The organism is Rhodococcus sp. IEGM 1241, assembly GCF_033142365.1.
GTDB lineage: Bacteria > Actinomycetota > Actinomycetes > Mycobacteriales > Mycobacteriaceae > Rhodococcus_F > Rhodococcus_F erythropolis.
Window position 1 is genome coordinate 113,531 of record NZ_JAWLSE010000001.1, and the last position, 19,777, is coordinate 133,307.

23 protein-coding genes are annotated in these 19,777 nt (G+C 61.4%); 8 read left to right on the top strand and 15 right to left on the bottom strand.

Annotated features, from left to right (window positions below; all coding sequences use genetic code 11):
- Positions 1-9: 9 nt before the first annotated feature.
- Complete coding sequence (locus R4P70_RS00500; RefSeq protein WP_317830185.1) at positions 10-594, bottom strand: GNAT family protein; 585 nt, start codon at positions 592-594, stop codon at positions 10-12.
- Positions 594-1,949, bottom strand: coding sequence for a glycosyltransferase family 87 protein (locus R4P70_RS00505; RefSeq protein ID WP_007735530.1), 1,356 nt, complete (start codon positions 1,947-1,949; stop codon positions 594-596). The genes R4P70_RS00500 and R4P70_RS00505 overlap by 1 nt, the downstream gene beginning before the upstream one ends.
- A gap of 210 nt (positions 1,950-2,159) precedes the next feature.
- Here R4P70_RS00505 and rpsF point away from each other — a divergent pair, with 210 nt between their 5' ends.
- From rpsF to dnaB, 5 genes are all read left to right on the top strand, one after another.
- Positions 2,160-2,447 carry a 30S ribosomal protein S6 gene (gene rpsF, locus R4P70_RS00510; protein WP_003941237.1) on the top strand — a complete coding sequence of 96 codons (288 nt, stop codon included), beginning with the start codon at positions 2,160-2,162 and terminating at the stop codon, positions 2,445-2,447.
- A gap of 64 nt (positions 2,448-2,511) precedes the next feature.
- Complete coding sequence (locus R4P70_RS00515) at positions 2,512-3,036, top strand: single-stranded DNA-binding protein (protein ID WP_317830186.1); 525 nt, start codon at positions 2,512-2,514, stop codon at positions 3,034-3,036.
- Positions 3,037-3,075: 39 nt separating this feature from the next.
- Positions 3,076-3,318, top strand: coding sequence for a 30S ribosomal protein S18 (gene rpsR / locus R4P70_RS00520; RefSeq protein WP_003941245.1), 243 nt, complete (start codon positions 3,076-3,078; stop codon positions 3,316-3,318).
- A gap of 18 nt (positions 3,319-3,336) precedes the next feature.
- Positions 3,337-3,792 (top strand): 50S ribosomal protein L9, encoded by a 456-nt coding sequence (gene rplI, locus R4P70_RS00525; protein WP_007735531.1) that lies wholly within the window; start codon positions 3,337-3,339, stop codon positions 3,790-3,792.
- A gap of 508 nt (positions 3,793-4,300) precedes the next feature.
- Positions 4,301-5,707, top strand: coding sequence for a replicative DNA helicase (dnaB, locus tag R4P70_RS00530; protein WP_019746049.1), 1,407 nt, complete (start codon positions 4,301-4,303; stop codon positions 5,705-5,707).
- Between the two features lie 98 nt (positions 5,708-5,805).
- On the opposite strand, the gene R4P70_RS00535 is transcribed toward dnaB, so the two are convergent.
- The 3 genes from R4P70_RS00535 to R4P70_RS00545 all read right to left on the bottom strand — a co-directional run bounded on the left by R4P70_RS00535 (position 5,806) and on the right by R4P70_RS00545 (position 8,393).
- A complete protein-coding gene (locus R4P70_RS00535; protein WP_317830187.1) occupies positions 5,806-6,156 on the bottom strand; it encodes a hypothetical protein in 351 nt (116 codons plus the stop codon).
- Between the two features lie 179 nt (positions 6,157-6,335).
- Positions 6,336-6,797, bottom strand: coding sequence for an Hsp20/alpha crystallin family protein (locus tag R4P70_RS00540; protein ID WP_317830188.1), 462 nt, complete (start codon positions 6,795-6,797; stop codon positions 6,336-6,338).
- Between the two features lie 630 nt (positions 6,798-7,427).
- A complete protein-coding gene (locus R4P70_RS00545) occupies positions 7,428-8,393 on the bottom strand; it encodes a ferritin-like domain-containing protein (RefSeq protein WP_317830189.1) in 966 nt (321 codons plus the stop codon).
- 435 nt (positions 8,394-8,828) lie between these two features.
- Here R4P70_RS00545 and R4P70_RS00550 point away from each other — a divergent pair, with 435 nt between their 5' ends.
- Positions 8,829-9,116 (top strand): hypothetical protein, encoded by a 288-nt coding sequence (locus R4P70_RS00550; protein ID WP_252858563.1) that lies wholly within the window; start codon positions 8,829-8,831, stop codon positions 9,114-9,116.
- On the opposite strand, the gene R4P70_RS00555 is transcribed toward R4P70_RS00550, so the two are convergent.
- The 10 genes from R4P70_RS00555 to R4P70_RS00600 all read right to left on the bottom strand — a co-directional run bounded on the left by R4P70_RS00555 (position 9,104) and on the right by R4P70_RS00600 (position 17,310).
- Positions 9,104-9,376 (bottom strand): hypothetical protein, encoded by a 273-nt coding sequence (locus tag R4P70_RS00555; protein WP_021333223.1) that lies wholly within the window; start codon positions 9,374-9,376, stop codon positions 9,104-9,106. The two genes, R4P70_RS00550 and R4P70_RS00555, sit on opposite strands and share 13 nt — an antisense overlap.
- A gap of 121 nt (positions 9,377-9,497) precedes the next feature.
- A complete protein-coding gene (locus R4P70_RS00560) occupies positions 9,498-10,010 on the bottom strand; it encodes a helix-turn-helix domain-containing protein (RefSeq protein WP_021333224.1) in 513 nt (170 codons plus the stop codon).
- Positions 10,011-10,065: 55 nt separating this feature from the next.
- Positions 10,066-10,494 (bottom strand): hypothetical protein, encoded by a 429-nt coding sequence (locus R4P70_RS00565; RefSeq protein WP_134771733.1) that lies wholly within the window; start codon positions 10,492-10,494, stop codon positions 10,066-10,068.
- 54 nt (positions 10,495-10,548) lie between these two features.
- On the bottom strand, positions 10,549-10,728 hold the full coding sequence (locus R4P70_RS00570; RefSeq protein ID WP_021333226.1) for a hypothetical protein: 180 nt from the start codon (positions 10,726-10,728) through the stop codon (positions 10,549-10,551).
- 191 nt (positions 10,729-10,919) lie between these two features.
- Positions 10,920-11,312, bottom strand: a complete 393-nt coding sequence (locus R4P70_RS00575; RefSeq protein WP_232816828.1) for a limonene-1,2-epoxide hydrolase family protein — start codon at positions 11,310-11,312, stop codon at positions 10,920-10,922.
- A 44-nt stretch (positions 11,313-11,356) separates the two neighbouring features.
- Positions 11,357-12,493 (bottom strand): PDR/VanB family oxidoreductase, encoded by a 1,137-nt coding sequence (locus tag R4P70_RS00580; RefSeq protein ID WP_069145296.1) that lies wholly within the window; start codon positions 12,491-12,493, stop codon positions 11,357-11,359.
- Positions 12,490-13,395, bottom strand: a complete 906-nt coding sequence (locus R4P70_RS00585; RefSeq protein WP_021333229.1) for a metal-dependent hydrolase — start codon at positions 13,393-13,395, stop codon at positions 12,490-12,492. The genes R4P70_RS00580 and R4P70_RS00585 overlap by 4 nt, the downstream gene beginning before the upstream one ends.
- Positions 13,396-13,473: 78 nt before the next feature.
- Positions 13,474-14,127 carry a TetR/AcrR family transcriptional regulator gene (locus tag R4P70_RS00590; protein ID WP_021333230.1) on the bottom strand — a complete coding sequence of 218 codons (654 nt, stop codon included), beginning with the start codon at positions 14,125-14,127 and terminating at the stop codon, positions 13,474-13,476.
- 40 nt (positions 14,128-14,167) lie between these two features.
- Positions 14,168-15,358, bottom strand: coding sequence for a CaiB/BaiF CoA transferase family protein (locus R4P70_RS00595; protein WP_031331408.1), 1,191 nt, complete (start codon positions 15,356-15,358; stop codon positions 14,168-14,170).
- A 2-nt stretch (positions 15,359-15,360) separates the two neighbouring features.
- Positions 15,361-17,310 (bottom strand): flavin-containing monooxygenase, encoded by a 1,950-nt coding sequence (locus tag R4P70_RS00600; protein ID WP_021333232.1) that lies wholly within the window; start codon positions 17,308-17,310, stop codon positions 15,361-15,363.
- Positions 17,311-17,502: 192 nt separating this feature from the next.
- On the opposite strand from R4P70_RS00600, the gene R4P70_RS00605 reads away from it, so the two are divergent.
- Positions 17,503-19,110 carry a class I adenylate-forming enzyme family protein gene (locus R4P70_RS00605; protein WP_069145297.1) on the top strand — a complete coding sequence of 536 codons (1,608 nt, stop codon included), beginning with the start codon at positions 17,503-17,505 and terminating at the stop codon, positions 19,108-19,110.
- Entirely contained in the window at positions 19,097-19,777 is a 681-nt protein-coding gene (locus R4P70_RS00610; RefSeq protein WP_069145298.1) for a TetR/AcrR family transcriptional regulator, read from the top strand. The genes R4P70_RS00605 and R4P70_RS00610 overlap by 14 nt, the downstream gene beginning before the upstream one ends.

Below are 19,777 nucleotides of genomic sequence, written 5' to 3' on the forward strand. Positions count from 1 at the left end.
AGGTGATCGCTAGTTTCGGGTACGTGTCTCGAGCTGAGGTGCGATGGTCGGCCAATCGTCGTCGGTCATCGCGAACAGCGCTGTTGTACGCCAACTGCCATCGGCGCGGCGTCGGTGCTTGCGCAGCAGGCCCTCGAACTGAGCGCCGAGCTTTGCGATCGCGGCCCTGGACTGTTCGTTGAACTCGTCCGTGTGCCACTCGACGCGTACGGCTTCGAGCTGGTCGAAGGCGTGACGAAGCAGGAGCAGCTTCGATTCGGGATTGATCCCGGTTCCCTGAACCGATCGCGACAACCACGTGTATCCGATTGCAAGACTGCGGTTTACCGGGTCGATCTGGTACATGGACGTGGTGCCGACCACGGCGTTCGTCGCGATGTTCACCTGCGCGAAGGCGATCCGATTAGGGTCGTCGGTTGCTGCAGCGATGTACTTCTGTGCCTGTTCCCGATCGGTGATGGGCGATGCGGTCCAACGAAAGATCGCCGGGTCGTCGGCAGCAGCGAGCAGAGCGTCGGTGTGCGCGACGCCCAGGGGCTCGAGTCGGACACGATCACCGGTCAGCGTCGGTGATTCGAACCATGATGCAGCCATCAGGCGTGCTCCCGTGAGTGAGTCGGAAGGTTGTTGTCGGAGTTGGCAATCTGATCGGTCCCACCGGCAAGCGGATACCGCAACGGGACTCGCAGGAACAGGAAGAAGAACACGGCGAGCAGGATGACGTGGCCCCACACGCTCGCCTGGACGACGGCCTCGTACTTGCTCGGATCGAGATTCATGTCCAGTTGGTAGAAGTACCGGAAGATGCCGATACCCAACGCTGCGTCGGCGATCAGATAGGCGACGATCCAGAACCACCGGATCTTGAACAGTACGAGGAAAGGCAGGATCCACAGTGTGTACTGCGGTGAATTGACCTTGTGCAGCAACACGAATCCGCACAGCATCGCGGCACTGACTGCAATCCACGGAAAGTAGCCGTCGCGGACGTAGCGGCGCCAACCCAGATACATCGCGAGCGCGAACGACAACAGGATCATCACCGGAGACAGGATGCTCACCAGTGCGTCGTAGTCGGCGTTGAGTTCGCGAACTCCGAAACCGTAGAACGGGCGCAAACCCCAGAACCACACCGAGTTGGTGGTGATGTCCGCGCTTCGCTTCTCCTGGAAGCTGAACGACGCGCGCCAGCCTTCGTACGAGATGAGGGCGAACGGCAGGTTGACGAGGACGACGGTGACGATCGCCGCGCCCGCCGTCATCAGCGCCCCACGAACGTCGTAGCGCTTGCCTTCGGTGCCGCGTAGGAGCACGTAGGCCATGAGCGGCAGCACGAACATTCCCGGGTACAGCTTCAAACAGAAACCGATCGCCAGGATGACGGCCGCCAGAACCGCGCGAGTTCGCAGCGGGATCCGCTCGAACGTCATCAGGAAGATCGCGCCGACGCTGGTGGCCACCACCGGGAGCTCCCAGTTGTGGAATGCGTACAGAACCAGGGGCGGAGTCGCCGACCACACGAGCGCGTACGCGCCGCTCATCTTGCCGAGCATCCACGCCGTGAGCAGTCCGAAAGGAGCCAGGATCAGGGCCGAGTGCAGAAGGAAATCGGTGTCGGTGTGTGAGCCGATACCGCCCAGCCACATCAGAATTCCGCTGAGCACCGGGTATTCGACGGTTCCGCCGGTCAGGAATCCTTCGGGCGTTATCCCTCCGGTGACGAAGGGGAACAGATGCTGATCGATACCTCGTCCGAGCCAGAGCAACTGAATGTCGGAGTAGCAGACGTCGATGTTCTTGTTGACGTCGAAGTTCAGGCTTCGTCCGTCGGGCGCGAACGGTGCACCGCCGCATCTGGCCTTGTTGAAATAGCCCAGCGCCATCGTCAGCCCGCACAATCCGACGACCAACGCCAGGATCGACGCCGGGGTCTTGCGGTCTGTTCGCATGATTCTCACCCTAGGGGGCGCAGTGGCTCGCGGGGTGATGCGTCTGCACCACGCGTCGCGCATCGACCTGGTGGTCTTCCCGGAGGGCCGGGACGATTTCCCTGGTCAAGGCCCCTCGTGTAACCTACGAGGGTTGCTGACGCAACGACCCTCCTGCCACGGATAGTCCGTGGCCGTTTTCACTTAGTCCACAGGAGGTGATGAGGTCTTATGCGTCATTACGAATTGATGGTCATCCTTGACCCCAGCCTGGACGAGCGCACTGTCGCTCCTTCACTGGATACGTTCCTCAATGTTGTGCGCCAGCACGGCGGCACGATCGACAAGGTCGATGTCTGGGGTAAGCGTCGTCTCGCCTACGAGATCCTGAAGCATGCTGAAGGTATCTACGCGGTGATCGACATCAACGCCACTCCCGCCACCGTCGCTGAGCTCGATCGTCAGCTCGGTCTGAACGAGTCGGTTTTGCGCACGAAGGTTCTGCGCCACAACAAGTAATTACTGTCGGTAGCGAGCTCTACTCTCGCGCCCAACGGTCTTACATCAATGCAGGAGGAACCACATGGCTGGCGACACCATCATCACCGTCATCGGAAACCTGACGGCTGATCCTGAACTTCGTTTCACCCCGGCGGGTGCCGCGGTTGCAAACTTCACGGTTGCTTCCACGCCCCGCACCTTCGACCGTAATTCCAATGAATGGAAAGACGGCGATGCGCTGTTCATGCGTTGCAACATCTGGCGCGAAGCAGCCGAGAACGTCGCGGAGAGCTTGACCCGTGGTTCACGAGTAATCGTGAGCGGCCGGCTCAAGCAGCGTTCGTACGAAACTCGCGAGGGCGAAAAGCGAACTGTCGTCGAGCTCGAAGTCGATGAAATCGGTCCTTCACTGAAGTACGCCACGGCAAAGGTCAACAAGGCCAACCGTGGTGGCAGCGGTGGAGGCGGCAACTTCGGCGGTTCCTCCGGCGGATCGGGTGGCGGACGTCCGAGCGCTGCACCTTCGGGTGGAGACGATCCTTGGGGCAGTGCGCCTCAGGCTTCGGGCTCCTTCGGTGGTGCGGGCAGCGACGAACCGCCCTTCTGATCCGTACCTGATCAGGAACATCCAGAAAAGAGCAAAGACATGCCGAAGCCGCCCTTGCGCGACAAGGTTATGAAGAAGAAGGTCTGCACCTTCTGTAAAGAGAAGAACACGCAGATCAACTACAAGGACACGACGTTGCTTCGTAAGTACGTCAGCGATCGCGGAAAGATCCGTGCTCGCCGTGTCACCGGCAATTGCGTCCAGCACCAGCGCGACGTTGCCATTGCCGTCAAGAACTCACGTGAGGTAGCACTGCTGCCTTACGCCACCGTGGCTCGCTAAGGAAAGGGAGGAAAGAACATGAAGCTCATCCTCACCGCTGACGTGGACAACCTCGGTGCGCCTGGCGACACCGTGGAGGTCAAGGACGGCTACGGCCGTAACTACCTGCTCCCCCGCGGACTGGCAATCGTCGCCACCCGTGGCGCCGAGAAGCAGGTCGAGGGCATCCGTCGTGCACAGGAAGCGCGCGCTGTGCGCGGCCTGGATCACGCCAAGGAGCTCAAGGCAGCTATCGAGGGCCTCGAGTCCGTAACGCTGACGGTCAAGACCGCCGGTGGCTCGGGCAAGCTCTTCGGTTCGGTTACCGTCGCTGACGTCGCTGCTGCGATCAAGGCTGCCGGTGGACCGGTTGTCGACAAGCGCTCCATCGTGTTGCCGAAGGCTCACATCAAGAACACGGGCAAGCACGCCGTGGTCGTGAACCTGCACCCCGATGTGGTTGCCAAGTTCAACCTGAACGTCGTCGGCGCATAGTCGACTGTTCGTCTCGTCGGGCCCCGCACACTTCGGTGTGCGGGGCCCGACGTTTTGTTTCGGGGTGCGGTGTGCCGCCTGTCAGCGTCCCGAATCGGACCTGGGGATAACTCTCACACTGTGATGTTCGACTTGGTGATCAGTGACGAATCGGGCGAGGCAACACGCCCGACACGCCGACGCGCCGACTGTGGAAAAACTATTTTCATCAACAGGCCTGTGAAATTGTGGATAGCCATCTACCTGGCCTTTTGTACTAACTATGCAAAGTAGTCCCCAAATGCTCCACAGGCGGTGCACACCGTGGGGCGGGAGTTTCCACAAAACATCCACAGGTTTATCCACAGTCCGGTTTGTATGCGGACCTACTAGTCCCTAACGTCATCTCGGCGTCTATCTACAGCCCGGCCGTCAGCGGCTAGGGGATGTCGGTGGGTGCAGGTACAAATGATGAGGGCGCTGCGGTTTCTGGCAGTGTCGTCGAGTGTTTTACGGGAAGGTCTCGCTTGTGGCTGTTGTAGATGATCGAGGACCTTCCGACTTCTCGGGGCCGGACTACCCGGGCCCTCCCGAGGCCGAGCCCGACCAGGAGTTCGGACGCCAGCCACCTCAGGACATGACTGCCGAGCAGTCGGTGCTCGGCGGCATGCTGCTGAGCAAGGACGCCATCGCTGACGTCCTCGAGGTACTGCGTCCAGGTGACTTCTACCGGCCCGCCCACCAGTCCGTCTACGACGTGATCCTGGACCTCTACAGCCGTGGCGAGCCCGCCGACCCGGTGACGGTCTCCGCCGAGCTCGACCGTCGAGGTGAGCTCCGCCGTATCGGCGGTGCCGCCTACCTGGTGACGCTGACCCAGACAGTGCCCACTGCCGCCAACGCTGCCTTCTATGCCGAGATCGTGGCCGAGAAGTCCGTGCTGCGTCGTCTCGTCGACGCCGGTACTCGCATCGTCCAGTACGGCTACGCCGGCACCGAGGGCCAGGACGTGGCCGAGGTCGTCGACCGCGCGCAGGCCGAGATCTTCGAGGTCACCGAGCGTCGAACCACCGAGGACTTCGTACCCCTCACCGAGCTCCTCCAGCCCACGATGGACGAGATCGACTCCATCGCCAGCCGCGGCGGAATTTCCCTCGGTGTGCCCACCGGGTTCAAGGATCTCGACGAGATCACCAACGGCCTTCACGCTGGTCAGATGATTATCGTCGCGGCTAGACCTGGTGTGGGCAAATCGACCCTTGGAATGGATTTTTTGCGTTCCTGCTCCATCACGCACGGCATGGCCAGCGTCATGTTCTCGTTGGAGATGAGCAAAACCGAGATCGTCATGCGTCTGCTGTCCGCAGAGGCAAAGATCAAGCTCGGCGACATGCGCTCCGGAAAGATGACCGACGACGACTGGACCAAGCTCGCGCGTCGCATGAGTGAGATCAGTGAGGCGCCGCTATTCATCGACGACTCCCCCAACCTCACCATGATGGAAATTCGCGCAAAAGCGCGGCGGCTCAAGCAGAAACACGACATTCGCCTGATCGTCATCGACTACCTCCAGCTGATGAGCTCGGGTAAAAAGGTCGAGTCCCGTCAGCAGGAAGTCTCCGAATTCTCCCGTAGCCTAAAGCTTTTGGCGAAGGAGCTCGAAGTTCCGGTTGTCGCGATCTGTCAGCTCAACCGTGGTCCCGAGCAGCGAACCGACAAGCGTCCGCAGGTCGCCGACCTTCGTGAGTCCGGATCGCTCGAGCAGGACGCCGACATGGTGATTCTGCTGTACCGCCCCGACGCGACCGAGCGAGACGATCCCCGTGGCGGTGAAGCCGACCTGATTCTGGGTAAGCACCGTAACGGCCCGACCGCGACAATCACTGTGGCGCACCAGCTTCACCTGTCCAAGTTTGTGGACATGGCCCGGGGATAGTGGCTGCCGCCATCGCCTGAAGGTGGGACGGATTTCAGATCTTGTGAGATCCTGCTACAAGCACCAATTCGATTCCACTAGTGCAAAATTCGGTTTGTCTACAGGTGGGGTAGTGCTGCAGTGAGGAAGACTGCGCCGAAGGCGATTCCGGCAATGCCGGTGAGGATCCCGACCACGCCGGCGGTGTTGTCCCCCGGATCGTGTCCGGGGGTGTCGGGTCGGCGCGCTGCCAGTGCGGTTCCGATGGCGGCGGCACCGAGGAGGATGCCGAGGCCGAACATCCAGAACGTCAGTATCGAGAGTGCACCGAGCATCAGCGCCATGTCGCTGTATTCGTCGCTGGTGATCGGACGGTGGTGATCCCACCAATCGGGTGGAGTGTGCGGGCGGGATTCGGTGTTGTCGGTGTTGTCGGATTGTTCGTGCGGGGGGATGGTGGATGCAGTCATGGCAGCTAAAGGGTTCTCGCGCTGATTCTTTCGTGTGGTGGATGGGCCGATCGGCCATACGGGTGCAGAGGGGATCGAACGGCGGTGGGGATCGAAAGGGCGGTGGGGTGAGCCCCGAGCACGCATCGTGTGTCTTCGGAACCCACCCCACCGTGGGAACGCTCGTCCGGCCAGCAGGATCAGGCTTCGACCTGCACCTGCTTTGTCGCTTCGATGGTTTCGGTACGTGAGGGCGGTCCGGAGGAAACCTCGATCCGCCGCGGTTTCGCCTTCTCCGCGATCGGCAACGTCACCGTCAACACACCGTTGTCGTACGAGGCGACGATCTGTTCGGCGTCGATGTCGTCGCTGATGGACAGCTGCCGTCTGTATGTTCCAGCGAAACGCTCACTCGCCAGCCAACTCACACCCTCTTCGGAGAGGGCCGTGCGATGCGCGGTCAACGTCAGGGTCGAGCCGTCGATGTGAACGTCCACCGAGCCTGGATCGACGCCGGGAAGATCGGCGTGCAGGACGTACTGGTCCTCGACCTTGTAGAGGTCCATCGGCATGAACCGTGGACTGCGTCCGTTGCCGGTTCCCCCGGCGAGGACGGACTTGGTGATCGCATCGATGTCGGTGAAAGGATCGAAACGAAGCACAGCAACACACCTCCCATGTCGTGAAACGAAAGGCCCCGCCACTGTGGCGGTCGACCGAACTCACTGTGCGAGAACATGATAACCACACGAATTAGCACTCTGCAACTGAGAGTGCCAGACTTTTTTAAGGAGTGTCTCGGTCGCGAACAAGGCGGCATCGGAGCAGGAACAACGGCGGTTGCCAACCCCATGTGGTTGGGGCGAGACGGGAATTGCCGGTGTCGAGATGCTGTCAGCTGCCGGTCGAGTTCGTGCGGGCTTAAGACTGCCGCTGCGCCCAGCAAGTTCGAGGTTCGCGTACAACGGCGATTGCTTCAAACCCGTATTCTTGCAATGTGTTTCGATTCCAAAACTGCCGCGTCTCGTAGATTTCGAGCAGACAGGCGCGTTCTTCCACGGTGAGTTTGCGCTGACAGCCCTAAACTGCGGAAACGGCGGGGGTGGCTGACTTTGATGCGTGGTCAGCCACCGCCCCGTTTTGCCCGGAGCCTGTCGTGATGAACGCGTATCGCCGATTTCGGGAGTGCTTTGTAGTTGTGTTCGGGGCGGTCTCGCCCTGCTCGGTTCTTCGCGGGACACGAAGCAATGCAGAGGCTGTTTTCTCTCGCCCTCCTCAGGCGGATACGAAGGTCAGTTAATTCCGACGACTTCCTGGGCGATCGCCGCAAGTCTTGCCTGTGCAGCGGATACGACGCCGTGTCGGTTCTTGTGCGCTTCCTCGTACGCAACGATGTCTCGTACCTGTGCGGCGTCGGTCAGTTCCTTGACCGCGGAGACGGCCTGGGCGACGTTGAGTTCGTCGAAGTCTTCGATGGGAAGTTCAGCGGGGTCGAGTAACCCACTCGACTTCCGTACCGAACGGAAGACATTCGCGGCACCGTCAGCACCTTCTCGGCGAGTGACTTTCTCAGCCGTGGCGATGGCCGCATCCCTACTGGCCGACAGTGTTTTCACAGTCACGTCACCGGCATATGCGCCCCAGCTGATCAGCTCACCCAATACCGGCGGCGAGGTGCGAACAGCGTCGATGGCACGGTCGAGACTGCGGGTGGACCAGGAGACCGGAACGTTGACCAGTCGAATGGCTGCTCCGGTGGCCGCTTGGAAGGGAGTGCGACGCAAAGCTGCCGGCCCGCCGAGTGCCTCCTCGGCAAGGACGGTGGTCAGCCAGTCCACAGTCGCGGAGTGTGCAGTGATGAGGCGGTCGGCCAACGCCGCGACGGTCTGATCGCCGCCGGCAGTGGCCAGGGCCTTGAGGTATCGGGAGCGGTCGAGGAGTTGATGTTCGAGCGCAAGGTCTCCCAGTACAGCTTCGTCGAAGGGCTGGGCCTGTTCGACCATCGCTTTCACTCCTGCTGTCGCTCGTCCGAGGAACGGACCGACCGATTCCGGAACGCCACCCAGATCGCGAATCGTGGACTCGATGGAACTGGCCCTTTCTCGACCGTTCTCTGCGTTTTCCGTGAGTTCGCGTCGAACCGCTTCGGTTCTGGCCTGAGCGACGCGTGTTTCGGCGACCTGGATCTCGGCATGTGTCAGACCGAGGATGATGCGCAGCTGGTTGATCAAGGTGGACGTGGTTTCGGAGTTGCTCATATCGGGGTCGTCCCTTCGTCGGTGCGTGCTTTACATGATGTTCAGCTTGTGCTCGACGAGTGCTCCGCGGACCGCGGATCCACCGCCGATACGCGGGCTACCCCGACCTACCTCCTAATAACCACCGCAACTTCGCTGCGGATGTCGAACCGCATCGACGAGTAATTGGGGCAAGGGTGTCGGGGCCGATTTCATGGTGGGGCGGCCTGATTCGTCCGCGAGGATCTCGCAGTCCCTGTACCACCGCGTGTGTAGGTCGTTGGATACCGCGGACCAACATTCCGGATTCGCCGTGCGGCGGACGGGGTACCTCCAATGCGTCGTGACCCCGCAACTGATATGTCGGCGAAACAGGCTGCCGAGCAACCCGTTCGAGTGTCGGCAGGTTGCCTGAAGCGACGACCGGTCGGTGTCGATGCAGAGAGTGGGATACCAGTGAACGTGGAAAGTTCCGGGCACGTTGATGCCGGCCAAGAGGGTACGACTGGATCCGGAGCGAGTCCGGACACCGCTGACGGGGCGAAAGAACTCGCGGACGAGATGGACAAAAGATACGAGCCTGGATCAAGAGAGACGGTCACGGTGCCCGGGACCGGCGGCACAGTCGCCGGGACAGCTTTCGCCGACCACGTCACGGAGATGTCGGACGAGAAGGTCGAAAACCTCGACGAACAGTTCTCGGAATTCCAGGCTCGTGCTGACGACAAGCATCATGAGGACTGACCCGGGGTCCATGCTCCGGTGTGCCAGATGGAATCGTGCGGAAACCCGACAGTCCAGGCGTCGCCGAATGCGGCGTTGATCAGATTGCCCGCCTTGATCTGGCTCGCGACGACCGTCTCGTGGTGGTCGAGAATGACTCCGACGTAACCGTTTCCCGATACCGGAGTCGCCGCCGAGGCAGATCCTGCGCCGGCAACCGCCACAGCTCCAGCAGCCGCTGGGATGGCCAGAGCGGCAACGAACTTGAGTGCACGTGTCATCGAAAGGGCCTTTCTTCGTTCGGATCTAGTCAGGAGCCGAATCCGGTGTCTCGAAACCAAAATAGGTGGAGGGGGCGTGCCAGTGAACGCCATTTGGCAAATAATCGGCAACCCTATGGGTTTACTTGGGAGTCAGATCACATCGGTGGGATTGTTTCGCCGCGGTCGGGGTGCCGGTTTTCGGTCGACCGGGTGTAGGACCTTGAGTCCGTGTGGGCGTCTTCCGGCTGCTTTCGGAGATACGTAGTGCGGCAGCCAGATTCGACAACAGTTCAAGTGAGGTTGCCGAGAGTCCGTTCGCGGCCCGGAGCAACTGTCTCAGTTCCTGGTCGGCGAGATGATCGACTATCTCCGCGTCCTCGTCGTGAACGCGCGCGCGATCGCCGGACCAGGGGATGGTGAAGAAATAGCCGGGAGGGACATCGAAGTAGTCGGCCAACGCCGACACCACCTCATCCGATGGGCTCGAGCGGACGCCGTGTCGAAGCTGGGAGAGATACGGTGTCGAGATTCGGTAGCCCCGTGCGAGAAGGCCGTTAGCCACAGCGACGTTCGTCAGGCGCCGATCGGAGCCGGAGAAAAGCTCGTTCAACCGGAGTTGAAAGACGTTCTCGTCCGTCGCACGGCCTACCATCACCGCTACCTCAATTCCCTCGTTCCTATCCTGTGCTTGCCGAAGCGGTGCAGGCTTAGCAGATGAGCCAGTGGCCACTGGTGGAGGTCAACGACACGACCTTGCCGATCGAGGTCTCCGGAGCGTCATCCAGATGTCCGCGTACGGTCGCTGTGGCTGTCGATCCTTGGAGGGTGACGTACGCGACTGCATCGAGTGTGGTTGCCGGCAAGACCTTTCCAGTGGTGGTGGTTGATACCTGCTTCTCGGCGCAGACGGTGGCAGCAGCGCTCTCGGTCGAGCCGGTACGGAGGGCATCGAGGTGAGATCGGATCACCGTGGTGATCTGCTCGGAGTCGGTGGGCATCTTCGACGACTGCCTGCCTTCGGTAGTGGGGTCTGCTGAACTGATCGTGCATCCCGAGAGCAGCAGTGCTGCAACGACACCGCCGAGGAGGATCGATTTCACCGATCGCCGGCGGTAGTGGTTTATGGGTGGATTCACCGAAACTCCTTCATTCGTGAACATGTTGCGCCCGGAAAGTCATCCAGCCGTCGGTCAGAAGACGAACGCGGCGGACAGCAGAGCAAGGCTGAGGACCGCGGTGGCATTGGCGGCGCGAACAAAGACGTACCGCTCCACATCCTCGGCGCCGAGACACAGCGCGGTCAGCTGCAAGGCCAGCGACAACATCCCGGTACCGAGCGCGCCGAGGGCGAACAATTGTCGTGCATCCATCAGCGGTATCCAATCCCGTTGCGGTCCAACGGCACAACGAGCAGGTCACATACGCGACCGTGAACTCGGCGAGAGTTCTCCGCACCAGCGGCCGAACTCCTGAACCGAGGATGCAGTCGAGAAGCTGCAGGGGGAGATTTCAGCATCTGGTGAGGACTCCCCGGCAAAATGCGACACAAAACGTCGCTACTTCAGGTGGTTGGGCCGAATCGCAATCCGCGGAGCAGTCGGCGGTAGGAGAAGCGGTCGTCCCAAATGCGAAGCAGGCCGTTTGCGAATGTGTAGTGGCCGTCTACGTCGAGGTGCATGGCAAACCATCCGATGCGGATGATCTCTCTTCGCCGGGAGGACACGGTGTTGTGGTCGGTGGTCATCGTGAGCACTTCCACGACCTCGTACCTGGTGATCAGGCGAGAGACGATCGTGAGCGCCCGTTCGACGCGTTTGCTTCCACGCACGCTGGGCAGGCCGGTGTTGCGCCATTCGATGTCGGGATCGACGAGTGCGCGCACGGCATCGGCGTCCATTTCCTCCAGTGCGATCATCAGGTCCACCACCCGCGATGTCAGTTGATCGTCGTTCAACAGGTACTCCGGTCGTCTGGAATTGTGTTTTCTCATCGGTGGATTCATGTGGTGACCGTCAGGCAGGGACTGTTGCTCCGCGAAACGCACAGGAGCATCTTGCCGGCGGCGCGCTCGGCTGGGCTCAACGAATTGTCACGATGATCGACGTCGCCGTCGCTGACGTGGACCATGCAGGTGCCGCAGAAGCCCTGACGACATGAATAGGGGGCTTTCGGGTTCACACGCAGGACCGCGTCCAGTGCGGTCTGGTCGGCGGCGACATCGATGACCTGACCGGTGCGAGCCAGTTGGATGCGGAAGGGTCGTCCATCGACGACCGGTGCGGCGGAGAAGCGTTCGGCGTGCACTTCCACACCGGGCTCGTTGCGCACACAAGCTGTGATCAGGTCCATCATCGGGACCGGACCGCAACAGTAGATCGCGTCGCCGCTGCGGACATTCGGCGGGAGAAGATCGTTCGCTGCGGGTAGGCCGTATTCGTCGTCGGTGCGGATGGTGACCCGATCACCAAACGGCGACAATTCCTCGAGGAACGGTAGTGTGCGGCGCTCGCGACCGACGTACATCAGCGACCAATCCAGGCCCATGCGCTCCGCCTCGCGGACCATCGGCAGTATCGGTGTGATGCCGATGCCACCCGCCACGAAGTGAACGCGCTTCGCGCGCTCGATTCGCCCGGGTTCGACGAACCCGAACGCGTTGCGTGGACCGCGAACGCCGACGACGGTACCGACTGGCAACTCGTCGTGCACCTCGTTCGATCCGCCGCCACCATCAGGAATCCGGCGTACCGCGATCCGGTAGCAGCGTCGATCGGCGGGATCGCCGCACAGCGAGTACTGACGTATCCGTCCCGAGGGCAGGTACAGGTCGAGGTGTGCCCCGGGATACCACCGTTCGAGGTCGCTGCCGTCAGGTGCTCGCAGTTCGAGACTGACCACGTCGTTGTCGGTGGCCACCGTCGTGCGCTCCGACACCGTGAGCGTTGTCTTGTACTCGTCGATCCGGTTTTCCGGTGGCTCGTCGCGATGAATCAAGACCGCCAACTTGACCTGCGTGGAGACCAGGACATCCAGAATGCGCAGAATCGAGTCGCGGCGCTTGCCGCGGCATAGGTCGACCGGGATCTCGTGGGGGGCCTGCCACCGCTGTGTGAGTTCGGGCGCGTCGGGTGTCATGTGTTGACCCGCTTGGCCGCTGGCGATTGCGCGACGTAGGCGAGGGCCTGGGCGGTGGACCCCACACTGTCGGGGTGAAATCCCGGCACGAACGTCGACACACCGCTCCAGAACCATTTCGATACACCAGGCACCAGTCCGCGGCGTCCGGCGCGGACGAATTCCAGTAGCAATCGCGGATAACCGATGTTCGGCGTGTTGGGGTCGTTGCGGCTCAGATACATCGCAGCACGGAGCAACCACCCCAAAAAGATTGGCCACGTGATGATCATGGAGATACAGCGGCGAAAGTAGCCGACTCCGAAGTACGTGGCGACCTCGTGTGCCACGGCACGATGCTCGACCTCTTCGGCCCCATGCCACCGATAGAGGTCAAGCATCTGCGGATCCGCGCCGAATTTCTCCAAGTCCGCGTTCAACGCCCAGTCGCCCACGAACGCGAACATATGCTCCGAAGACGCGCAAATCCCGAGACGCTCGATCAGGCGCTGCCGGATGGCCTGTGGATCGGAGTCGTCACCGATGCCCAAAGTTCTACGGAAGAAATACTGCATCTGGCGGTTGAACGGGGCCGGGTCGATCCCGTGCCGTGTGAACACCTGATTCATGACCTCGTCATGCGCCTCTGCGTGCAGCAATTCTTGGCCCATGAAACCGAGCATGTCCTCGCGAAGCTTCTCGTCGTGCACGTCCGGGAGAGCCTGCTCGAAGGCCTGGATCATCATCCGTTCGCCCTCCGGGATGACGAGGTTCATCGAGCCGAGGAGGTATGAGGCGATCGGCTCGTTCGGCAACCACACCAAAGGCGCTTTCTCCCAGTCGAAATCGACTCGCCGCGGACGGATCGCTACCCGGCCGGGCGGTGCGATCGGACGCTGTGTCAGTCCACTCGTAATTCGCATGACCACTCCTCTTTCATAAGTACGCAGCAGTACTTATGGGAGAGCATGGCGATCTACCCGTGGCTTGTCAACACCGGACTACGAAGGGTCGGACGAGAGATCCAGTACCCGTTCAAGGAAGGACATGATCGGCGCATGAAGATTCATGTACGAATTCGACCCGTCAACCACCTGGCGGTAGAACAACTCGTTGCAACCGCCGATCGCCGCGAGAAACACTTCACGCCCCGGGGCTTCTGAAGACTTGGACGAGTAGCCGACGAGCAATGCATCGGCGAGCAGTTCCACGTACTCGTTGCGCTTCGCCACCCCTGCCGGGCCGGCCACAGGTAGGTCCACCACCCAGGCTCGCACGAACTCCGGTTCGGACGAACACGTCTCGAGATACTTCTCGATTACAGCCGAAAGCTGTTCGTGTAGAGATAAATTGGCGGTCGAGCTTTGTGTCGAGGTGATGTTGGAGACGATCACCTCGATGCCGGCGTCGATCGCCGCGATCAAGCACGCTTCTTTGCTCTCGAACTGCTTGTAGAAAGCTTGACGAGACACCCTGGCACGCCCGACGACATCGGCGATCGTGGTCGAGGCGATCCCCTTCTCCGCCGTCGACGAGATCATCGCACGCAGAATGCGATCGCGTTGCGCGTCTTGGACCTCGTCCACAGCCAGTCGGCCGCGGCCACGCGGCAACCCGGGGAGGTCACGATCGAACGATCCAGCCAGCCTGCGCATACCGAAATCGTAGCCCGCCTGGCGCCATCGGTTCTCTCGCTCACCACGTCTGTGGACCAACAGCCATGCGAGTGGACCGATGTCGAGTGGAATTGCCCCCGAGGTGCTCTGAGGCAATCTCCCATCGCGACACGGTTGCGTCCAGTTCGTCGTTTCTCCGTGGTGGGGCTGCTCCCTGTGACGAGTCCAGCCGTGGTGCGGCGGAGGGCATCGAAAAGCCTCCTGCATCGACGAAGGCCGTCCGCTGTATTGCATGGTCGTGGAGTGTTGCCTCGTGGAGTGTGAGCACGGGTGTGACACAAGCGTTCAGGCCGTCGAAGACCTCGACCCAGGCGTCGCGATCGTGTGTGGCGAAGGTTCTGCCGAAGCGTTCGGACAAGTCGTCCCAGTTCGATTGGTCCCAGCGATTCGGCAACGAGGCGGGATCCAATCCGAGTCCGAACACGAAGCGGTCGTAGTACACGTCTTCGAGGGCCCCTACCGCCATGTACCTGTGGTCTGCGCACTCGTACGCGCGGTAGAACGGGGCAGATCCGTCGAGGAGGTTGGTTCCACGACGGGCTGACCAGCGGCCGGCGTGCTGCCACGATCGGACGAGCGCAGTCAACGAACTGGCGCCGTCGACCATCGCTGTATCCACCACCTGGCCTCGGCCAGTGCGTTCTCTTTCGTGCAGCGCGGCAAGTACTCCTACGAGCAGGAACATCGATCCGCCGCCGAAGTTCCCGACGTAGTTCAGCGGCGGTGACGGCGGCCCGGAAGCCGGTCCGAGCTGTTCGAGCGCGCCCGAAAGCGCAAGGTAGTTCAGGTCGTGCCCGGCTTCTCGGGCCATCGGTCCCTTCTGGCCCCAGCCACTCATTCGGCCGTAGATCAGCCGCGGATTGTCCTGCAGGCAGATCTCGGAGCCCAGGCCGAGCTTCTCCATCGTGCCGGGCCGAGAGCCCTCCATCAGGACGTCCGCTCGGCCGATCAGCCTGCGCACCTTGGCGAGATCTTCGGTCTTGGTCAGATCTGCAGTGAGTTCGGTCCGCCCTCGGAGCATCCCCGCATTCGCATCGTCGATTCCGTCATCTGCTCCCATCGAGATGGGGCGCACGATGCGCACGACATCGGCGCCAAGATCTGCCAACATCAGACCGGCGTGCAGTAGCGGCCCTATGGCCTCCATTTCAATGACCCGGATACCCGACAGCGGCCCGCCGTGCACGCCGCCGGTGGCTTCGTCCTGCATGATCACCCTCGCGCGGTCGGAGTCGGGACCGACTCGGAGCGTGCCGGCTCGGTACGAAAATCTGCCGGGTCGACTCGGTAGGTCATGGCCCAGTAGTCGTTGATCCGCCACGGAAGGACCGACACGACGCGACCGTCCGGGTTTCGGTACCAGTTCTCCATTGCCGGATGGGTCCAGACCATCCGTGCGTGCTGTCGGTCGACGGCCTCGTTGTATCGATTGTTGACCTCGGCCCGGCACTCCATCGCGCCGAGGTTTTCCGATTGCATCAACTTCAAGGCATCCATGATGTAGCGGACCTGACATTCCAGGATCGTGATGAAGCTCCCCCCATGTCCCAGGCCGGTGTTCGGTCCGGTCATGACGAAGAAATTGGGGAAGTCAGGAACTGTGATCCCCAGGTAGGCGCGCGCGTCGTGCTCGCCCCAGATTTCTCCGGTGGACCGGCCGGATCGACCGACGATGTCCATCGGGTAAAGAACGCGCACACTGTGGAAACCCGTCGCCATGACAATGACGTCCAGCTGGTGCTCGACGCCGTTCGTGTCGACGAGTCCAGAAGGTGTCAGGGCGTCGACTCCGTGGGGCACCAGTGTGACGTCGGGCTTACGAAGCATCGTGAACCAGCCATTGTCCAGCAGCATTCGCTTACCAAAGGGTGGATAGTCCGGAAGAGATGCCTCGATCAGATCTGTTCGATCACCCAGCTGATCGCGGAGATAGCGTTCGTAGAACTTGCGATGACCATGGTTGGTCGCATTGATCGAGGCGCTCGGCTCTGGCCAGTCGGGGTCGACCTGGAGGGACGAGTACACCTTGTCGTTGAAGATCCACGACAGACGCGCCCGGTACCACTCGCGATAGCCGGGGATGTTGTCCATCAGCCAATGGACGCCGTCGTCGATGGTCGTGAAGTAGTCGTCGTTCGGTGCGATCCACTGTGGTGAGCGCTGGAAGATCGTCAGCGATCCGACACGATCCGCGATGGCCGGGCCGATCTGCATAGCACTGGCTCCGGTACCGACGATGCCCACTCGCTTTCCGCGGAGCGACTCGGGATCGTCGAGCTCGCTCGGCCACTCGGCGGAGTGGAAGAGGCGACCACGGAAGGTCTCGATTCCCGGTAGATGTGGGATCTTCGGACGATTGAGCAGACCGACCGCGCTGATCAGGATGGGAGCCTCGAGGGTCTCCGGCGACTCGCCCGGTCGCTGGACGGACACACGCCAACTCTGTTTCGACTCCTCGAACTCGGCGCGCGTCACCTCATGACGGAAGCGGACATTGCGCCGGATGTCGTTGGCCTCCGCAAAGTCCTCGAGATATCCCTGAACCTCGTCGCGCTTGCCGAAGTGGGTCGACCAGTTACGAGGGAACGACGAGATCGAGTAAAGGTGGCTCGGTGTATCAACTCCGGCGCCCGGATAGCGGTTCTCCCACCATGATCCGCCGACGTCCTCGTTCTTCTCCAGGATCACGTGAGGGATCCCAGCGCGGGTGAGCTCGACGGAGGCCAGCATCCCCGCGATGCCGGCTCCGATCACGATGGCGTGGAGTCGCTCGTCGCACTTGGCGGTGGCAGGCTTGATCTGCGGACCATTGACTATCTCCGCCATCATCGGCGCGAAGTCCGGCGGTACGGTCTCGCTGCAGGTGAAGTTGAGGATTCGCTCTACTTCCGAGCTGTCCAGCGTCCGCCGGGACGGCTCGTCCAGCGTCCACCAGCGTTCCACTGCGTCGATCAACGCGCTTCGGATTTCGGACTGAACCTCGTCCGGAAGTCCTCCCGTGGAATTGTCATCCATGCCCCGACTGCGCGTGGGTTGATAGCGGGGTGCCACCCACCGCTCGTCGGCGGTCAGCTCCAGCAACACGGCGAGCATGGTCGGAACATTGCCCCGTAACACCGCCGAACGCAGGTGGTCACGGTCCAGGTCAGTGACGATAGTCATGCCATGCAGGCTAACAGTCGTTAGCAACACAGCCAAGTGCGATTTTAATATTCCAATTGTTGCTTGAAAACTTCGCTTGACCCGGGGTGATGCCGATGACAGTATGAGCCACATCATACTAACCGCGGTAAGCATTCAGGAAGTTGAGGAACCATGGATCTGTCGACAAGTGTCGAATCGGATGCCACTGATATGCGACGGAGTTCAGGTCCGCTTGTCCGATCCCTCACAGCGACCCAGTCGTCACCGCTAGGGCGAGCGACGTTGGGCGACCAGCTACGCCGCCACTCGCAGAGTCGATACTCGAAGCCGGCGATCGTGTCGTATGCCCCAGGTGGTCGACGCACCGTGACCACCTACGGTGCGCTCAATCAGGATGCCAACCGGGCATCCCACATGTTCCTCGGACTCGGTGTTTCCCGCGGTGACCGGGTCGCCGTGATGGCCCGCAATCGTGTGGAGTCGATAGTCGCCTACTACGGTGCTCTCAAAATAGGGGCGGTGTACTCCGGCATCAATGTCCTTTTCGGACCGAACGAAGTGACTCAACAGATCGGGCACCTCGAGCCCGCGGTTGTGGTCGTGGCCGCGGAATTCCTGCCGGTACTGGAAGAAGCGCTGGCGGGACTCGGTACCCGCCCCGAAATCGTTGTTCTCGACAGCACGGACGAGTTCGGCGGCCACTGCTTCGATCAACTCCTCGAGTCCTCGTCGCCGACAGAGCCGGATTGTGATGTGGACGAGCACGATCTCGCAATGATCGTGTACACCAGTGGAACCGAGGCGGCTCCGAAGGGCGTCATGCTGCCGCATCGCAACTACCTGGTCTCCACCGCACCCGCGTACACATGGGGACTGCGATGCCTGGACGATGACGTCTGGCTCTACGTCATGCCATTCCACACTATTGCCGGAATCGGCTCCCTGACCTCGCTCCTGCTATTGGGAGCGACGCTCGTGCTCCCGGCCAGCCTCGCGCCTGCCGACGCTTTGCACATGATCAAAACGGAGCAGATCACCGTCCTGGCTCAAACCCCGACCTTCTTCATCTCGCTCGCAGATCATCCTGACTTCGGTCCTGAGACTGTCGGGACCATCCAACGCTGCCTGACCTACGGAGGTCAGGTCTCGCCGCGAACGGTGGACGCATGGCACCACGCGGCGCCCGCATCGGTGTGGGGCACCTACTGGGGTCAGTCCGAGTTGACGCAGTTGGGCTCCGTCGGCTGGTTCAAGCGACTCGAGGACATTCCCGATCAGGATCCGACCTGGATCGGCAAGCCTGTAGGCCATCTCGAGGTCAAGGTGGTCGATGCCGACGGAAATGAAGCAGAGCGAGGTGAACTCCTCTGTCGCACGCCGTCGGTGATGCTGGGTTACTACAAGGATCCCGAGAAGACCGCCGCTGTCCTCGACGGTGGTTGGGTCCACACCGGCGACATCGTACGTCGCGATTCGGAGGGCAACATGTTCTTCCTCGATCGCAGCAAGGACATGATCAAGACGGGCGGCTACAACGTGTCCTCGCAGGAGGTCGAGCGAGTACTACAAGCCCACCCCGAGGTGTCGCGCGCCGCCGTCGTGGGACTTCCGGACGCCTACTGGTCCGAGGCGGTCACCGGCTTCGTCATCGTCGTAGACGGCAGCGATCTCACCGGCCAGGAGTTGCGAGACCACTGCAAGGCCGTGCTCGCAGGCTATAAGGTTCCAAAGGCGATCACGATTGTGGACGAGCTGCCCACGGACCCTCAGGGGAAGCTGCTCAAGAGAGAACTACGCCGCCTGTATGCAAAGGACTGAAACGCTGAACATCGATCCTGCCAGCAGCGCGACACCCGGATCCGGTCGACCACGGCTTGAAGGTCTTCCAAGCAGACGTGACGACATACTGGCCGCGGCGGCCGAATACTTCGCTGATCAGGGCTACCACTCGGCCGGTATGCGTGGCATCGCAGATTCGGTGGGAATCAAGGGCGCGAGCCTCTACAACCACTTCACCTCGAAAGAGGAGATCCTCTACGCGATCGCGCTCAAGATGACCCGGGACCCGGTCGACGAGCATTTACTCGTCCTCGACGAACCTGGAACACCGGCCGAGCGTCTCACCTCGCTGATCGATGTTCATCTGCGGCATCTAGCGATGAACAGGGTCGAGCATCTGGTCAGCCTACGAGAGATCTCGGCGCTTACCGACGAACACCGTATGAGGGTGCTCGAGTACCGCAAGTACTACCAGAGGCGTGTGCGCGATGTGATTGCTGCCGGTGTCCGCGCCGGAGAGTTCGAAATCGCCGACCCACAACGTGCGGCTGTTGCGGTGCTCGACCTCATGAATGGTGTGAGCTGGTGGCTTCGAGACGACCACGATATCGAGGCGCTGGTGGCAACCTACGTGGATTACATCGTCGTCGGAATTCTCCGTCACCGTCCCGGAACGCAGAGTGGTAACGGCGGTACGCCCAGCTGA

What these genes read in the sequence shown, in the direction of transcription:
- R4P70_RS00610 (WP_069145298.1), top strand. Translation starts at nt 19,097, where the DNA reads ATGCAAAGGACTGAAACGCTGAACATCGATCCTGCCAGCAGCGCGACA.
- R4P70_RS00555 (WP_021333223.1), bottom strand. Translation starts at nt 9,376, where the DNA reads ATGACACGTGCACTCAAGTTCGTTGCCGCTCTGGCCATCCCAGCGGCT.
- rplI (WP_007735531.1), top strand. Translation starts at nt 3,337, where the DNA reads ATGAAGCTCATCCTCACCGCTGACGTGGACAACCTCGGTGCGCCTGGC.
- R4P70_RS00605 (WP_069145297.1), top strand. Translation starts at nt 17,503, where the DNA reads ATGCGACGGAGTTCAGGTCCGCTTGTCCGATCCCTCACAGCGACCCAG.
- R4P70_RS00600 (WP_021333232.1), bottom strand. Translation starts at nt 17,310, where the DNA reads ATGACTATCGTCACTGACCTGGACCGTGACCACCTGCGTTCGGCGGTG.
- rpsR (WP_003941245.1), top strand. Translation starts at nt 3,076, where the DNA reads ATGCCGAAGCCGCCCTTGCGCGACAAGGTTATGAAGAAGAAGGTCTGC.
- R4P70_RS00580 (WP_069145296.1), bottom strand. Translation starts at nt 12,493, where the DNA reads ATGACACCCGACGCGCCCGAACTCACACAGCGGTGGCAGGCCCCCCAC.
- R4P70_RS00505 (WP_007735530.1), bottom strand. Translation starts at nt 1,949, where the DNA reads ATGCGAACAGACCGCAAGACCCCGGCGTCGATCCTGGCGTTGGTCGTC.
- R4P70_RS00590 (WP_021333230.1), bottom strand. Translation starts at nt 14,127, where the DNA reads ATGCGCAGGCTGGCTGGATCGTTCGATCGTGACCTCCCCGGGTTGCCG.
- R4P70_RS00535 (WP_317830187.1), bottom strand. Translation starts at nt 6,156, where the DNA reads ATGACTGCATCCACCATCCCCCCGCACGAACAATCCGACAACACCGAC.
- R4P70_RS00560 (WP_021333224.1), bottom strand. Translation starts at nt 10,010, where the DNA reads ATGGTAGGCCGTGCGACGGACGAGAACGTCTTTCAACTCCGGTTGAAC.
- R4P70_RS00595 (WP_031331408.1), bottom strand. Translation starts at nt 15,358, where the DNA reads ATGCAGGACGAAGCCACCGGCGGCGTGCACGGCGGGCCGCTGTCGGGT.
- R4P70_RS00500 (WP_317830185.1), bottom strand. Translation starts at nt 594, where the DNA reads ATGGCTGCATCATGGTTCGAATCACCGACGCTGACCGGTGATCGTGTC.
- rpsF (WP_003941237.1), top strand. Translation starts at nt 2,160, where the DNA reads ATGCGTCATTACGAATTGATGGTCATCCTTGACCCCAGCCTGGACGAG.
- R4P70_RS00515 (WP_317830186.1), top strand. Translation starts at nt 2,512, where the DNA reads ATGGCTGGCGACACCATCATCACCGTCATCGGAAACCTGACGGCTGAT.
- R4P70_RS00585 (WP_021333229.1), bottom strand. Translation starts at nt 13,395, where the DNA reads ATGCGAATTACGAGTGGACTGACACAGCGTCCGATCGCACCGCCCGGC.
- R4P70_RS00545 (WP_317830189.1), bottom strand. Translation starts at nt 8,393, where the DNA reads ATGAGCAACTCCGAAACCACGTCCACCTTGATCAACCAGCTGCGCATC.
- R4P70_RS00570 (WP_021333226.1), bottom strand. Translation starts at nt 10,728, where the DNA reads ATGGATGCACGACAATTGTTCGCCCTCGGCGCGCTCGGTACCGGGATG.